This window comes from Pontibacillus sp. ABV4_188, from assembly GCF_056311905.1.
Window position 1 is genome coordinate 3,257,733 of record NZ_CM149975.1, and the last position, 14,929, is coordinate 3,272,661.

Annotated in this window: 13 protein-coding genes; 5 read left to right on the forward strand and 8 right to left on the reverse strand. The window is 41.6% G+C overall.

Annotation, left to right across the window (positions count from 1 at the left end; all coding sequences use genetic code 11):
• Positions 1-5: 5 nt before the first annotated feature.
• The 3 genes from ACYX4O_RS16705 to ACYX4O_RS16715 all read right to left on the reverse strand — a co-directional run bounded on the left by ACYX4O_RS16705 (position 6) and on the right by ACYX4O_RS16715 (position 4,708).
• The gene (locus ACYX4O_RS16705) at positions 6-1,181 is read right to left on the reverse strand and encodes an acetyl-CoA C-acetyltransferase (RefSeq protein WP_476352395.1); all 1,176 of its coding nucleotides are present in this window, start codon (positions 1,179-1,181) and stop codon (positions 6-8) included.
• A 19-nt stretch (positions 1,182-1,200) separates the two neighbouring features.
• Positions 1,201-3,600, reverse strand: coding sequence for a 3-hydroxyacyl-CoA dehydrogenase/enoyl-CoA hydratase family protein (locus ACYX4O_RS16710; RefSeq protein ID WP_476352397.1), 2,400 nt, complete (start codon positions 3,598-3,600; stop codon positions 1,201-1,203).
• Positions 3,601-3,790: 190 nt separating this feature from the next.
• Complete coding sequence (locus tag ACYX4O_RS16715) at positions 3,791-4,708, reverse strand: proline dehydrogenase family protein (RefSeq protein ID WP_476352399.1); 918 nt, start codon at positions 4,706-4,708, stop codon at positions 3,791-3,793.
• A gap of 205 nt (positions 4,709-4,913) precedes the next feature.
• On the opposite strand from ACYX4O_RS16715, the gene ACYX4O_RS16720 reads away from it, so the two are divergent.
• From ACYX4O_RS16720 to ACYX4O_RS16730, 3 genes are all read left to right on the forward strand, one after another.
• Complete coding sequence (locus tag ACYX4O_RS16720) at positions 4,914-5,195, forward strand: hypothetical protein (RefSeq protein ID WP_476352401.1); 282 nt, start codon at positions 4,914-4,916, stop codon at positions 5,193-5,195.
• 19 nt (positions 5,196-5,214) lie between these two features.
• Positions 5,215-5,544: a spore coat protein gene (locus tag ACYX4O_RS16725; protein WP_476352402.1), complete on the forward strand. Its 330-nt coding sequence runs from the start codon at positions 5,215-5,217 to the stop codon at positions 5,542-5,544.
• Positions 5,545-6,240: 696 nt separating this feature from the next.
• Positions 6,241-6,843, forward strand: coding sequence for a lytic transglycosylase domain-containing protein (locus ACYX4O_RS16730; RefSeq protein WP_476352404.1), 603 nt, complete (start codon positions 6,241-6,243; stop codon positions 6,841-6,843).
• Between the two features lie 49 nt (positions 6,844-6,892).
• On the opposite strand, the gene ACYX4O_RS16735 is transcribed toward ACYX4O_RS16730, so the two are convergent.
• From ACYX4O_RS16735 to ACYX4O_RS16755, 5 genes are all read right to left on the reverse strand, one after another.
• The gene (locus ACYX4O_RS16735) at positions 6,893-8,353 is read right to left on the reverse strand and encodes a catalase (RefSeq protein WP_476352406.1); all 1,461 of its coding nucleotides are present in this window, start codon (positions 8,351-8,353) and stop codon (positions 6,893-6,895) included.
• A gap of 202 nt (positions 8,354-8,555) precedes the next feature.
• On the reverse strand, positions 8,556-8,762 hold the full coding sequence (gene copZ, locus ACYX4O_RS16740; RefSeq protein ID WP_476352408.1) for a copper chaperone CopZ: 207 nt from the start codon (positions 8,760-8,762) through the stop codon (positions 8,556-8,558).
• 26 nt (positions 8,763-8,788) lie between these two features.
• Complete coding sequence (locus ACYX4O_RS16745) at positions 8,789-11,176, reverse strand: heavy metal translocating P-type ATPase (RefSeq protein WP_476352410.1); 2,388 nt, start codon at positions 11,174-11,176, stop codon at positions 8,789-8,791.
• A 12-nt stretch (positions 11,177-11,188) separates the two neighbouring features.
• On the reverse strand, positions 11,189-11,509 hold the full coding sequence (locus ACYX4O_RS16750) for a metal-sensing transcriptional repressor (protein ID WP_345243821.1): 321 nt from the start codon (positions 11,507-11,509) through the stop codon (positions 11,189-11,191).
• 149 nt (positions 11,510-11,658) lie between these two features.
• Positions 11,659-12,045, reverse strand: coding sequence for a DUF302 domain-containing protein (locus ACYX4O_RS16755; RefSeq protein WP_476352413.1), 387 nt, complete (start codon positions 12,043-12,045; stop codon positions 11,659-11,661).
• Between the two features lie 195 nt (positions 12,046-12,240).
• On the opposite strand from ACYX4O_RS16755, the gene ACYX4O_RS16760 reads away from it, so the two are divergent.
• Together ACYX4O_RS16760 and ACYX4O_RS16765 are read left to right on the forward strand one after the other, a co-directional pair.
• Positions 12,241-13,791 carry an MFS transporter gene (locus ACYX4O_RS16760; protein WP_476352415.1) on the forward strand — a complete coding sequence of 517 codons (1,551 nt, stop codon included), beginning with the start codon at positions 12,241-12,243 and terminating at the stop codon, positions 13,789-13,791.
• Positions 13,792-14,544: 753 nt separating this feature from the next.
• Positions 14,545-14,922: a permease gene (locus tag ACYX4O_RS16765; protein ID WP_476352417.1), complete on the forward strand. Its 378-nt coding sequence runs from the start codon at positions 14,545-14,547 to the stop codon at positions 14,920-14,922.
• Positions 14,923-14,929: the final 7 nt, after the last annotated feature.

The following is a 14,929-nucleotide window of genomic DNA, read 5'->3' on the forward strand; positions in this document are numbered from 1 at the left end:
CCCCTTTAAATAAGTTCAAAGACTCCGGCAGCACCCATTCCGCCACCGATACACATTGTGACAACACCAAATTGTTCATTTCGACGCTTCATTTCGTGAATCAAACTAAGTGTTAACTTAGTGCCAGAACACCCTAGAGGGTGCCCTAATGCAATAGCACCACCATTAACGTTTACCTTCTCTTCATCAAGACCAAGTTCACGAATGACTTGAATAGATTGAGAAGCGAATGCCTCATTTAACTCAAACAATCCAATGTCTGACTGACTTAATCCAGCAAGCTTAAGAGCTTTCGGGATCGCTTTCACAGGCCCTACACCCATAATCTCAGGCTCTACACCAGCAACAGCAAATGAATGGAATTTGACAAGAGGCTTCAATCCTTGTGCTTCTGCCTTTTCTCGGTCCATAACCAGTACAGAAGCCGCTCCGTCACTCATTTGAGAAGAGTTTCCAGCTGTTACAGAGCCTCCTATTGAAAAGGCAGGTCGTAACTTAGCAAGAGCATCCATACTCGTACCGCTACGGACACCTTCATCAACACTAAAAGTTACTTGCTTCTCGTGCTGCTTGTTATCAGCGCCTACGAATCGTTGCAAAACGTCAACAGGGACAATTTCATTTTCAAACTTTCCTTCTTGAATGGCGCGAGCCGCTCGTTCATGACTTCTAACGGCGAATGCATCTTGTTCCTCTCTTGATATACCGAAGCGCTTTGCAACCTCTTCTGCCGTATACCCCATGCCCATATAATATTCAGGTGCATTTTCGACAAGTTTCACATTAGGCTTTACAACATGCCCCGGGACAGGTACTAGACTCATAGATTCTGCCCCGCCAGCGATGATCGTATCACTATAACCAAGCATGATTCGCTCTGAAGCATAGGCAATTGCTTGAAGACCACTTGAGCAATAACGATTAATCGTTATACCAGGCACATCATTAGACAGTCCTGCTAAACCTGCTATGTTACGTGCCATGTTCGTACCTTGTTCAGCCTCTGGGATAGCACACCCTATAATAACGTCATCGATATTGCCGTCGTATCCTTCTGCACGCTTAAGCGTCTCTTGAATTGTTAGAGCGGCCAGGTCATCTGGGCGCGTATTCCGAAGCGTTCCTTTATTGGCTTTTCCAACAGGTGTCCTGGCACCTGTAACGATTACAGCTTCCTTCACAATACTTCCCCCTATCTGTTTAGTTGCGTAGTGGCTTTCCTTTTACTAACATGTGTTGCATCCGTTGCTGAGATTTCGGCTCGCCAACTAAACTTAAAAATGCTTCTCTTTCCAAATCCAATAAGTACTGTTCATCAACAAGAGTTCCTTGTGAAACCTTTCCGCCAGCAAGCACATAAGCAAGCTTTTGGGCAATCTTGATATCGTGTTCAGAAGCATATCCACCAAAGCCCATCGTCTTAGCTCCTAGGAGCATCGTTGCGTAGCCCGCTTCACCTACTACAGGGATTTTCTCGCGCTTAGGAGCTTTATAGCCCGCTTGTGCTAGACCCAGAACTTTTTGTTTTGCATCGTGAATCAAGTGATCCCCGTTTACACTGATTGCATCTAATTGGTTAAGAAAACCTAGCTCTCTAGCTTCCTCTGCGGAGGTTGAGACTTTAGCTGTAGCAATCTTTTGGAAAACATCATTAGTGACTTTTTGTAAGTCAAAATCTACTGATTTTGGGATCCCTTGCAGATGTTTAATGTACAGCTCTTTATTTCCACCACCACCTGGAATGAGTCCTACTCCAGGTTCAACTAGACCCATATATGTTTCTTGGGAAGCTTGAACTGCACTTGCTGGTAGCGTAACCTCTGTTCCCCCACCAAGTGTCATACCAAATGGTGCAGCTACTACTGGTTTATTGGAATACTTAATATTCATCATGGCTTGTTGGAATTGACGCACAACCATTTCGATTTCAATAAAGTTATAATCTTGCGCCTCCATTAAAATCATTCCGAGGTTTGCACCTACACAGAAATTCTTCGCTTGGTTTCCAATAACAAGCCCTTTGTAATTTTGATCAACTTCTTCAACAGCGTAGTTGATCATCTGAATAATATCTAAGCCGATTGCATTACTCTGGGAGTGGAACTCAAGAAGCGCAACGTCATCCCCTATATCAATAAGACTTGCGCCCTTATTGCTTTTAATAACTCCATGAACTTCTTTATGTCGTTTTAGATGAATTTCTTTATCATTAAACGATTGTTGTTTGTAGTCTCCATTATGATAGAAGTAAACGTTTCCATTTTCCTGTTTATAAAACGATGAGACTCCCTTAGCTAGCATGTCCTCTACCCATTGCGGAACCTCTTCACCTTCTTCTTTCATACGAGCTACTGATTTTTCAACGCCGATTGCATCCCACATCTCAAATGGCCCTAGTTCCCAGCCAAATCCCCATTTCATGGCATCATCAATAGAAGGGATATCATCAGCAATTTCACCAGCTAATTGAGCAGAATATATCAGAACAGGTTTGACTACATTCCAAACGAGATCACCAGCGCGGTCTCCTTTAGATGAAACAAGTGCTTTAAGTTTCCTTTTCGGTCCTTTTTCTTGCTTCACCATTTCTGTTGCTTTTGTCTTTAATTTCTTACGGTCAGTATACTCTAGAGTTTCAGGGTTTAACTCATAGATCGCGCTGCCGTTTTCCCCTTTTTTCTTCACGAAAAATCCTTGGCCAGCTTTAGCACCAATCCACCCTTTTTCTTGCATCGTCTTCATAAATGCGGGAGGGTCAAAGACATCTTTTTCTTTTCCTTCTACTTGATCGTACACATTTTTAGCTACATGTAAAAAGGTGTCGAGTCCTACCACATCAAGAGTCCGGAATGTAGCGCTCTTAGGCCGACCAATCATAGGACCTGTTACAGAATCAACTTCACCCACACTGTATCCACCATTTATCATCTCTCTTACCGTAACGAGCAAACCATATGTTCCGATTCTGTTTGCGATAAAATTCGGGGTGTCCTTAGCTTCTACGACCCCTTTACCTAAGACGTCTTCTCCAAACGTTTTCATAAATTGAAGAACCTTAGAGTCCGTATCCTTTGTTGGAATAACCTCGAGTAATTTTAAGTAACGAGGAGGATTAAAGAAGTGTGTACCAAGGAAATGCTTTTTAAAGTCATCTGATCGTCCATCTGCCATAGCCTCAACTGAGATTCCGGATGTATTCGAACTTACAATTGATCCTTGTTTACGATATTGGTCTACAGAAGTAAAGACTTTTTGCTTAACCTCTAAATTCTCAACCACAACTTCAATAATCCAGTCCATTTCTCCTAAACGCTCTAGATCATCTTCAAGGTTGCCTACCTCTATAAGATCTAAATTGTTTTTACTCGTTAAAGGAGACGGCTTTTGCTTTAAAAGACCTTGTTTACCAGATTGGCTTATTCGGTTTCTTACTTGACGATCTTCTAATGTAAGCCCTGCACTCGCCTCTTTAGCTGTTACTTCGCGAGGTACAATATCGAGCATTAGTGTTTGAATTCCTACGTTTGCCAAGTGAGCAGCAATTCCAGCCCCCATTACACCTGAGCCTAATACAGCTGCACGCCTGATTGTTCGATTCATTTCAGCTCCCCCTATCATTTGAATGAATACTCATTCATTTTACGGCGAAAAAATAAGTAGATCTTCATTCGATCTAATTCTACTTTTACTATAAATTATTTTCAGACATTTCGCAATCCTTTTTAACGACTTATTTCTATCTTTTTACAAAGGTTTGGGCCGGCTCTACATATACCGGCCCACTTTCCTTTTATTTCCCCACAACACCCTTTACAACGAAAGCTACGTTAGCCGGTCGTTCAGCTAACCGTCTCATAAAGTATCCGTACCAATCATCTCCATAAGGAACATAGACCCTCATACGATAACCTTCGGCCACCAGCTCTTCTTGGCGCTCTGTACGAATTCCATATAGCATTTGGAATTCAAATTGTTCTTTTGGAATAGTATATTCTTTTTCGATCTGTTTTGTGTATTCAATCATTTGATCATCGTGTGTAGCAACTGCTGTGTAATTCCCGTTTAACAGATGCATTTTAATAATCTTTTTAAAGTTTTGATCTACGTCTTGTTTAGCAGGGAAAGCAACTTTAGGGGATTCTTTATAAGCTCCCTTAACCAATCGCAAGTTCGGGTTATATGCATTCAATTCTTCTATATCTTCCACGGTTCTATACAAATAAGCTTGCAGTACTGTACCTATCCCATCATACTCAGATTTAAGTTGCTTAAAAATTTCAAGTGTTTTCCCGCATCGCTCATAATCCTCCATATCAATCGTGACAAATACGTCATACGTCTTTCCAGCATCTAAAATCTGGCGCATATTTTCAAGAACTAAATCTTCTGAGACATCTAACCCCATTGAAGTCAATTTCAAGGACAACTGAGATTGTAGATTTTGCTCTGATATGACTCTAATCGCTTCTATACACTCTTCAGTTCTTTGTTTGGCTTCCGCTTCATTATCAACAAATTCACCAAGGTGATCGATCGTAACATCCATACCTTTAGCGTTTAATTCTTGAATTACTTTCGCTGTATTACTCATTGTCTCACCAGCTACAAAGCGACCAGCACCGAATCTGAGCCCGTATTTTCTAGCCATTTTCGTAAATGCTTTGTTTTTAGAAAGGAATAAAAAGAAATTACGCATGATTTGTTCCATTTGATGACCTCCTGCCTACTCAACCTTTATGAAGCCATTATCCATTATGCCTATTTCCATTTTACCATTCAGCCTTCTAAAGGTGTAGAATTTTCGCCCAATTCCGACATATCGGCATAGATTGAGTCCAGATTTGATGGATAAGACTCCAAAACTGTGGGAATCTAAGCTTGAAAAATATGTCTTATGTAAGGAGGTACCTCTTATGCAACAGAACCAAACCAATGCTCAAAACCAAGCAAACATTATGCCTCAACCACCAACAATGGTGAGCACCAAGGATCAGCTGTATATTTCAGACATGCTATCTTGGAACTTAATGGCTTCAAAGAAGGCTCACTTTTATGCAGGATTCTGCCAAAACCCAGAACTAAAAGCAGCACTAGAACAAGCAGGACAAATGCACCAACGTCACTATGAAAAAATGCTACAACATTTAAACGAAAACCCAGCCCCAAACCAAAGCAATAATCAACCTTTAAACTAGAAAGGAGGACCTGACGATTATGAATCAACAACAAAGCCAAAAAGTACAAAACCCCGAAACGACTGTACCTAAAAATGCACAAATGAATGAACGTGACTTTATAAATGATATGTTAGCCACTGAAAAATACATGACCGATGCGTATTGCACAGCTATGAACGAAGCAAGCTGTGATCACCTTTACCAAGACGTATCCACAATCTTCAACGAATCCCAAGACTGCCAACGCAACCTATACAACCTAATGTTCAAAAACGGCTGGTACAGCATCGAAGCAGCAGACCAACAAAAAATGCAACAAACCTACCAACAATTTAGCGGATATACGAATCAGCTACCTTATCAATAAGAAAAGCACAGGGGGCTTGGTCAAAGGCGTACGGATAAGCAAGCGAATGGAAGTGGCTTTAGCCACTGTAGTTCGATTGCTTATCGCGCTAGCCTTTAGCCCCCGGAGCTAGACACTAGAAAAGCGCAGGCGGGGTGTCAGGGCCGTACGCATAAGCAAGCTACTGTAAGTCTGCGCAGCAGACTGGAGGTAGATTGCTTATCGCGCTAGGCCCTCCCCGCCGGAGCTAGACACTAAGAAAAGCACAGGCGACTGTTCAGCCCCGTACGGATAAGCAAGCTACTGTAAGTCTGCGCAGCAGACTGGAGGTAGATTGCTTATCGCGCTAGGCCCTCCCCGCCGGAGCTAGACACTAAGAAAAGCACAGGCGACTGTTCAGCCCCGTACGCATAAGCAAGCTGTCGGAAGTCCGCGTAGCGGACTGCAGGCAGATTGCTTATGACGCTAGGGGCTAGGAGCCGGAGCTGGACAATAAGAAAAGCACAGGGGGCTCGCTAGCTAAAATAGGAAGTTCGACTAAAAGTCGCGTCCTGCAACTACGTCGAGCGCCCCCAAATCGCACGAGACCCGGGCTATCCCAAAAGATCTAAATCTTCTGAGATAGCCCTACTTTTTATCCTTCACTAAATTATTTTCCACATAATTCTAAAAATCCTTTATAATAAAGATACTAGTTTACATACAAGAGGTGGTTTTTTGAATATAAAAATGTGGCAACAACTTGCTCAGTTGCAAGCCATCCGATCATTAGGTAGTGGGTCTTCCTCTACTTCCTTTTCTTCTTCAACGCTTTTCACTCAACTGCTCGAAAGTGAGCTTACTAAGTCATCCACTATAACGCCTATTACACAAAAAGGGAGCGGACCACCTCCATTGGCTTCCGCTCCTTATAGTTCTCTCCCTATCAATAAAGGGAGGTCTGAAAACTATCAATCCTATATCGAAGAAGCGTCCAGACAATATAATATAGATCCGAAACTGCTTCACGCAGTAATAAAACAAGAGTCTAACTATAACGCAAGTGCAGAGAGTCATGCTGGCGCTAAGGGGTTAATGCAACTCATGCCTTCGACGGCTGAAGGGCTTGGGGTTCAGAATATTTTTGATCCGAAAGAGAATATTGATGGGGGTGCCAAGTACCTTCGCCAAATGTTAGATCGATATAACGATGATACTGAATTAGCTCTTGCAGCTTATAACGCCGGTCCAGGGAATGTCGATCAGTACGGAGGTATTCCTCCTTTTCAAGAAACAAAAGCTTATGTACCAAAAGTTATGGAGAATTATCTAAACGCATAACAAAAAGTGCCCGTGGGGAGTCCCGGGCACTTTTATTTATAGTCAATACTCATTTTACTTCTTCTGGTACTTTTAACCCTAATGCCTGTGCTACACGCTCGCCATAATCAGGGTCTGCTTTATAGAAGTGTTTGATTTGGCGTAATTGAATTTCCTCTTTACGCACTTCCTTCATTGAACCGACAATGTTGGATACTAGACGTTGCTTCTCATCTTCACTCATAAGACGGTACAGATTACCAGGCTGAGTGTAATGATCATCATGATCATAAGGGGTGCTATCTGCTAATCCTGAAACAGGGTACGTAGCCTGCTTTACACTTGGATCCTCAACTGGTCCATCATAACTATTTGGTTCATAGTTTTTAGACCCTCCCCCATTATCGTCAAATCGCATTGCACCATCACGCTGATAATTATTCACTTCTACTTTAGGGCGATTGACAGGTAAACTTTCATAGTTTGCCCCTAAGCGATAGCGATGAGCATCAGCATAGGAGAAAATTCGGCCTTGAAGCATTTTATCTGGTGATACATCAATACCAGGAACAAAGTTCCCTGGACTAAATGCAGCCTGTTCAATATCAGTAAAGTAGTTCTTAGGATTTCGGTTTAGAACCATTTTACCAACTTCGATTAATGGATAATCATCGTGCGGCCAAACTTTCGTAACATCAAATGGATCAATATTATACGTCTCTGCATCTTCTAAAGGCATAATTTGTACATACATCGTCCAGGAAGGATAATCTTCTTCTTCAATTGCAGTGAATAGATCTTCCGTTTTGTAGTCAGGGTTTTCACCTGCAATCTTGACAGCTGTATCTTCATCCAGAGTCTTATACCCCTGGTCTGTACGAATATGGTACTTCACCCAAACCGATTCACCCTCTGCATTGGTCCACTTAAATGTATGACTTCCATAACCATGCATATGACGGAAGGTAGCCGGAACACCGCGATCAGAATAAAGAATCGTTACTTGGTGAAGAGACTCTGGAGAAAGAGACCAGAAATCCCATGCCATATCTGGGTCTTTAAGGTTGGTTTGCGGATCACGTTTTTGTGTATGAATAAAATCAGGGAATTTAATCGCATCACGAATAAAGAAAACAGGCGTATTGTTTCCTACAAGATCATAGTTCCCTTCATCTGTGTAAAACTTAAGTGAAAAGCCGCGTGGGTCACGCGCTGTATCAGCAGAACCCTTTTCGCCACCTACTGTTGAAAAGCGAGCGAGCATATCCGTTCTTTTACCCACTTCAGACAAGAAATCTGCTTTTGTATATTTAGAAAGATCGTTTGTCACTTCAAAATAACCAAACGCGCCTGCTCCATTAGCGTGCACGACTCGCTCAGGAATGCGCTCACGATTGAAGTGAGCAAGCTTTTCGAACAAGTGCACATCCTGAACAATGGTAGGTCCACGATAGCCAGCCGTCATGGAATTCTGATTATCCCCTACTGGTACGCCGCCTTCAGTCGTTAATGTTTTTCTATTGTTATTCACTATGTAACATCTCCTTTAAATGGATTACCCACGTTTGTTACTCTATTCCCACCTATAAACATCAAGAAACGTTTTTTAGCCTATTATTTATATTCGTTATCAAAAAAATATTCTTATAAAGAATGATCTTCCTAAAGAGGTCATTCCTTCTATAAAAAAAAGCGAAACCATGTTTGGCTTCGCTTTTTACTCTCATCTCTAATTATGACACAACATCGTATCCTTGTTCTTCAATAGCTGACTCAATTTGTTCTTTGGATACATAAACATCATCATACGTAACATCAACTTTATTCGTGTTTAAATGTACTTCTACTCCTTGAATACCGTTTAATTCTTCAACGGCTCCTTTAACTGCTTTTTCACAATGATCACATGTCATGCCATGAACGGCTAATGTAATTTGCATTCTTCATTCATCCTTTCACTATAGGTTTATATTTTAACTCTCTTCAATCGAAGGGAGTTAGAAACAACACTTACTGAACTAAATGCCATAGCTGCCCCTGCAATCCACGGAGCTAATAAGCCAAGCGCAGCGATCGGAATTCCTGCGGTGTTATAGGCAAGTGCCCAGAACAGATTTTGGCGTATGTTCTTCATCGTTTGATGGCTAATCCTAATAGCCTTAGGTATAAGGGTCAGTTCTCCGCCGAGAATAGTTACATCAGCAGCTTCAATGGCTACGTCTGTACCAGTACCAATAGCGATGCCGATATCTGCAACAGCTAGAGCTGGCGCATCATTGATGCCATCTCCAACCATAGCTACTGACTTTCCACTTTCCTGCAGCTTTCGAACTTCCTCTGCCTTTTGTTCAGGCACTACTTCTGAAATGACGCGATCGATCCCAACTTGTGAAGCAATCGCTTGAGCTGTTCGTTCATTGTCTCCAGTCAGCATCACAAGTTCAATACCTTGTTCTTTTAATTCAGCTAAAGCATTGACAGCTGAGTCTTTCACGGTATCTGCGACCGCTATAATCCCACTAGACTTCCCGTCTATACTTAGGAGCATGGCCGTCTTACCGTCATTTTCAAGGTCAACCATTACGTCCTTGTAAAGGGTATATTCCACATTTTCTTCCTCAAATAACTTCCTAGTTCCAATTAATACTCTTTTCCCCTCTACATAGGCTTTGATACCATGCCCAGGAATTGCTTCAAAAGAATCTGTCTTCGGTATATGAACACCTTTGTCTTTAACATAGTGGACGATTGCTTGAGCTAGTGGATGTTCTGAACTGTTTTCAGCAGCTGCAACTAATCTTAAAGCATCTTTATTTCCATCAAAGTCAGTTACAACTGGCTTCCCATTTGTAATCGTACCAGTCTTATCAAATACAATTGTTTGAACATGGTGGGTAGATTCTAAGTGTTCTCCACCTTTAAATAAGATACCTTGTTCTGCCGCTTTTCCTGTCCCAACCATTATAGAGGTTGGTGTAGCCAACCCAAGCGCACAAGGACAAGCTATAACGAGAACAGCTATAGACGCTTCAAGTGCTACAGGCAGGTTCCCTGGATTAACAATTGCAATCCAAATAACAAATGTAACAAGAGCAATACCTACTACAATTGGAACAAAGTAACTCGAAATAACATCAGCCATACGTTGAATAGGGGCCTTAGATCCTTGAGCTTCTTCAACTACTTTTATAATGCCAGCAAGAGCTGTATCTTTGCCTACTTTTGTAGCTTCCACTGTAATGGTTCCATTTTTATTTATAGTAGAACCAATCACCGCTTCTCCCTCACTCTTCTCAATAGGGATCGACTCACCTGTAATCATAGACTCATCAATTGATGTCCGACCGTCTATAACACTGCCATCTACTGGAATTTTCTCGCCTGGACGTACTAGGATATAGTCACCTACGATTACCTGCTCAATTGGAAGCTTCACCTCTTCACCATTTCTTATTACCGTAGCTTCTTTAGCCTGTAAGTCTAGTAAAGAAGAAATTGCTTGCGTCGTTCTCCCTTTTGCAATGGCTTCAAAGTACTTCCCTAAAAGAATAAGTGTAATTAATACTGCGCTTGTTTCAAAATACAAGTGAGGGGTATCCGCCCCCCCTAATGTCGCCTGTATCGCTTCGGCCAGACTATAAAAATAAGCGGCACTTGTACCAAGAGCAACTAATACGTCCATGTTTGCTGTTTTATTCTTAAGGTTCTTATAAGCTCCTTCGTAAAACTGCCAGCCTATAATAAATTGAACAGGTGTTGCTAAAGCAAACTGTACCCAAGGGTTCATAATTAATGAAGGAACAGGCAGGCCAAATAAATGCTCAAACATTGTATATAATAATGGCAAAGATAAAAGTGCTGAAATAATGAGCTTCATTTTCTTTTTCTTCAATTCATGCTCTTTTTGTGATGATTTCTCATCAGCATCAACACGTGGTTCTGCATCATAACCAAGCTTTTGGATCTTTGCTATGATCGCATCAATACTTTGCACTCCTGATTGATATTCCACAACCCCTGTTTCATTAGCTAGATTCACTGTTGCTGATTGAATACCATCCATCTTGTTGAGTACTTTTTCAATTCTTGATGAGCATGCAGCACAGGTCATGCCGTATATGTCTAATTCAACTTTGTCCGTTTGTACACCGTAGCCCAGTTTTTCGATCTTAGCCGTAATATCTGATGTACTCACTTCGTCTGAATTGTATTCAATCTGGGCTTTCTCCATCGCAAGGTTGACCCTGGCCTCGACGCCATCCATTTTATTCAAGACTTTTTCAATTCGAGTCGAACATGCTGCGCAGGTCATCCCTGTTATTCCGACATTTACTTGTTTCTCTTCGCTACCCATAGAAGACCCTCCTTAGGACTTCGAGAACTGTTCCATTACTTTAATAAGTTCTTGAATGGCTTCGTCACCATTTCCTTTATGAATCGCATCAGCTACACAATGGTTCGTGTGACGTTCCATCAAAGAGAAGCCTACCTTTTTCAAGGCTGCATTAATGGCTGATATTTGTACTAGAACATCGACACAATACCGATCTTCTTCGATCATCTTTTGAATCCCGCGAACTTGCCCTTCAATTCGCTTTAAGCGATTTAATACCTTTTGTTTTTCTTCATCAGTACGAGGCATTACAGGCTGTTTCCCACTATCTTCAGGTAACATGGAATGATCCATTCGCTCACTTCCTTATTTTGCTTGATTTTAATTTTACTATACCCCCGTTATGTATTTTCGTCAACTTCTTAGCATGCAAAAAAGGTTAGCAAATTAACCTTTGCTAACCTTCATCTTTTATAGACTGTTACATACTTGTATAGGGTATATTACTGAGCTACCTTGTCCATGCATGCTGCCATACGTTCTTCAATATCTTTCGCTTGATCATTAAGTTCAGGATCCTCTAAGAATCCAATTAAAGCTGTTGGTTTTGGCATACCGATCTTGGTTTGACCTTCTTGTTCATATACAACAACCTTACATGGAAGGAAATAACTTGCGAGTGCATTCTTTTCTAAAATTGCCTTCGCCTCTCCAGGGTTACAAACCTCTAAAATTCGATAGGTGGTATCGAAGTCAAAACCTTTACTCTGTAAAGTATCTTTCACATTGAAATCCCAAAGTACTCCAAAACCCTCTTCTTTCAACTCAGACTGAAGCTCCTCTACCGCCTCATCTAAGGATTTAGATGTTTCAACTGTGTAATGGAACATGGTAATGCCTCCTTCATGAAATATACTCTTTTATTTATATACCCTTATTGGTATAACCTAAACTATAGATTTTATGCCAGGGTTAACGATGGAGGCTTCAATCATAACCGCATTGATTTCACCCTAAATTATTGCTACTATTTGCTATAGTTGAGTAAAACGCTTTCGTATTACATAGTGACTAGGAGGAACTGCATGAACCATCAACTAAAAGGGGCACTTTTCGTATTTGCAATTGGGGTCTTTATGGCTGCATTAGATAATGGCATTATCACCGCATCACTCACAACACTCATCTACGCCTTCGATGTTAGTGCAACCTGGGGTTCGTGGACAATTACATTATATACATTAGGCTTAGCGATCTCTGTTCCTATTATAGGGAAGTTATCAGATCAGTTTGGCAGAAAACGGCTGTTTATGATTGAAGTTACACTTTTCGGTATAGGTTCTTTATGTGTAGCTTTGAGCCCAACATTCCCTCTTTTTCTCGCTTCTAGATTTTTGCAAGCATTAGGGGGTGGGGGAATATTCATTATTGCAAGCTCATATGTATTGAACACATTCCCAAAAGACAAGCAAGGTCGAGCATTAGGACTAATTGGCGGGATGAACGGCATTGCCGCCATACTTGGACCAAATCTGGGTGCGCTTATTTTACAAGCAACTGGAAGCTGGCACTGGTTATTTCTGATTAATATTCCAATATCGATTCTCCTATTGTTAGTTGGAGGACGTTTCATTAAAGAAGAAGCACAAGATCCAGTTAACGAAAAAATGGACTGGGCAGGCATCCTATTCCTGACAACAGCTGTTCTTTCCCTTATGTACAGCTTAACCCTGTTAGAAGGAGAAGCTTTGCTAACTAGTCTTTTAAAGCCGACTTTTTTTACTATCTTTTTATTATCGATTGTATTATTCATTATCCTGTTCCAAGTTGAAAAACGCACAGGACCTGATCGCGATCCAATCCTGCCATTGAATTTGATCAAAACTCCAACCTTTCGCTGGACATTACTACTAGCTTCATTCTCAGGTATGATTCTAGCTTCCGTGATCTTTATCCCTGGATACATTGAGCAATATTTAAGTATCCCACGTGAACAGGCGGGATATTGGTTTACTCCTCTTGCCCTGGCATCTGGAGTAGGTGCAGGCGGAGGTGGCACGCTTGTGGACAAGAAAGGACCGATTTACACACTCGTTACAGCCAGCTTATTATCTATTACCGGTTTCTTACTATTCCCATTATGGGTCGATACGTTATGGCAAATGGCAATCGCTAGTTCATTTGTAGGGGCAGGTTTTGGTATGATGCTCGGGGCTCCAATTAATGTTCTGGCTACTGAAAATACGCCTGACCAAAAGGGAGTAGCACTCGGAACAACTTCATTGTTCCGACAACTGGGTATGACCATTGCCCCTACGATCTATGCAGGATTTCTAGCGAGGTCTCTTACGAATGTAGAAGAAAAGGTCTCAAACAACCTCTCAGAAGAAGCCATACCAGCTCAAGGAGGAGGAACTCTCTCCTTACCTAAAGGAGAAGATTTAGAAGGAAAAGATTTTGAATCAATTAAGAGTACTTTTGAACTGATTCAGGATGAAAAGGTACGCGATTCCATGCTTACTGGTCTGCATCAAGTAGTGGGCAGTGGCTATAATGGACTGTTTATCTCATCCTTAATCATTAGTGCATTTGCGCTCCTTGGAACTCTACGTTTGCGCAAGTTACGTAAAAATTAACAAACCTGCTTTAAGAAGAGGATGACGAACATCCTCTTCTTTTTATTTGACTCTGTTAAGGTTTAGTGTTGATTTTGTTCCATATAAGCCCTCTTATATGGAAGACTTGGAGTTGAGAGAATGCTTCCGTTTGCTCAAATTGAGAGTAAGGTGGTTCGGGAAATCACTCGCTTTCCGCGGCGAGCTGGGAAGCCTCCTCGAACGCTTTCGCTCTCTGTGGGGTCTCCCCTAGGCTCCTACTGCCGCAGGAGTCTCGCAATTTCCCGAACCACCTCTGCCATATATGAGGGAACGGAAGCATGTCACATATGAGAGGGCATATTGTTGAAGTCCCTCCACGCTCGGGCTAAGGGGACGTTATACAACTTCTGATAGGGGGGATGGGGAACGAGGAGACTCCTGCGGGAGAAAGAGGTCGACGAGACCCCGCAGGGTGGGTTTCCCGAGGAGGCTCTAAAGAAAGGGGAAGTTCGACTAAAACCGTCACGTCAATAGCCAACGTCGAACGACCCCACATCGTGTGGGGCCGCCCGCGGAAAGCGAGTCGTTCCCCAGACACCCCTACCACTCAATAAACGTAACGTCCCAACTCACAATAAAGTGTCTCAGCTTCGAGTCTTCAACAATACTGCCCTATTCTTGAAGAGTTAGAGCTAAACATTTACGAATCACAAAAGTAAAGTAAACTTGACGTTAAGTTAATTTTACAATATGATGGAGACATACATTATTTAACAAAGAGGAGGTATACACTTGGATTATTATCCTAAAGCATTCATGATCATGGGTTCACTCTTCGGTGCAATGGGAGCCTTTTTCATCGTCGTAGGAGTCTTAGCTAATAGTGCACTGCTCCCTCAAACTTATACGGTTTTCTCAATGGCAGTCCTTTCTTTTAGCATGAGCTTCCTATATCCACAATTTAAACAAAAAGATGAACGAATGAAATTAATAAGACAAAAAGCTATTGGTTATTCCTTTATCGCTATGATGGTATACATTTGCCTACTACTCTTAGGTATTGAATCAAACGTCATTTCCTTAAACGTTGTAGATGCACTGACCATATTAATTTCATTAAGTATATCGACACTGTTTCTGACAATGGTAGTTTTGGCTAAAAAATACTAGTAAAGGG

What these genes read in the sequence shown, in the direction of transcription:
- ACYX4O_RS16760 (WP_476352415.1), top strand. Translation starts at nt 12,241, where the DNA reads ATGAACCATCAACTAAAAGGGGCACTTTTCGTATTTGCAATTGGGGTC.
- copZ (WP_476352408.1), bottom strand. Translation starts at nt 8,762, where the DNA reads ATGCAAATTACATTAGCCGTTCATGGCATGACATGTGATCATTGTGAA.
- ACYX4O_RS16745 (WP_476352410.1), bottom strand. Translation starts at nt 11,176, where the DNA reads ATGGGTAGCGAAGAGAAACAAGTAAATGTCGGAATAACAGGGATGACC.
- ACYX4O_RS16715 (WP_476352399.1), bottom strand. Translation starts at nt 4,708, where the DNA reads ATGGAACAAATCATGCGTAATTTCTTTTTATTCCTTTCTAAAAACAAA.
- ACYX4O_RS16710 (WP_476352397.1), bottom strand. Translation starts at nt 3,600, where the DNA reads ATGAATCGAACAATCAGGCGTGCAGCTGTATTAGGCTCAGGTGTAATG.
- ACYX4O_RS16750 (WP_345243821.1), bottom strand. Translation starts at nt 11,509, where the DNA reads ATGGATCATTCCATGTTACCTGAAGATAGTGGGAAACAGCCTGTAATG.
- ACYX4O_RS16725 (WP_476352402.1), top strand. Translation starts at nt 5,215, where the DNA reads ATGAATCAACAACAAAGCCAAAAAGTACAAAACCCCGAAACGACTGTA.
- ACYX4O_RS16720 (WP_476352401.1), top strand. Translation starts at nt 4,914, where the DNA reads ATGCAACAGAACCAAACCAATGCTCAAAACCAAGCAAACATTATGCCT.
- ACYX4O_RS16755 (WP_476352413.1), bottom strand. Translation starts at nt 12,045, where the DNA reads ATGTTCCATTACACAGTTGAAACATCTAAATCCTTAGATGAGGCGGTA.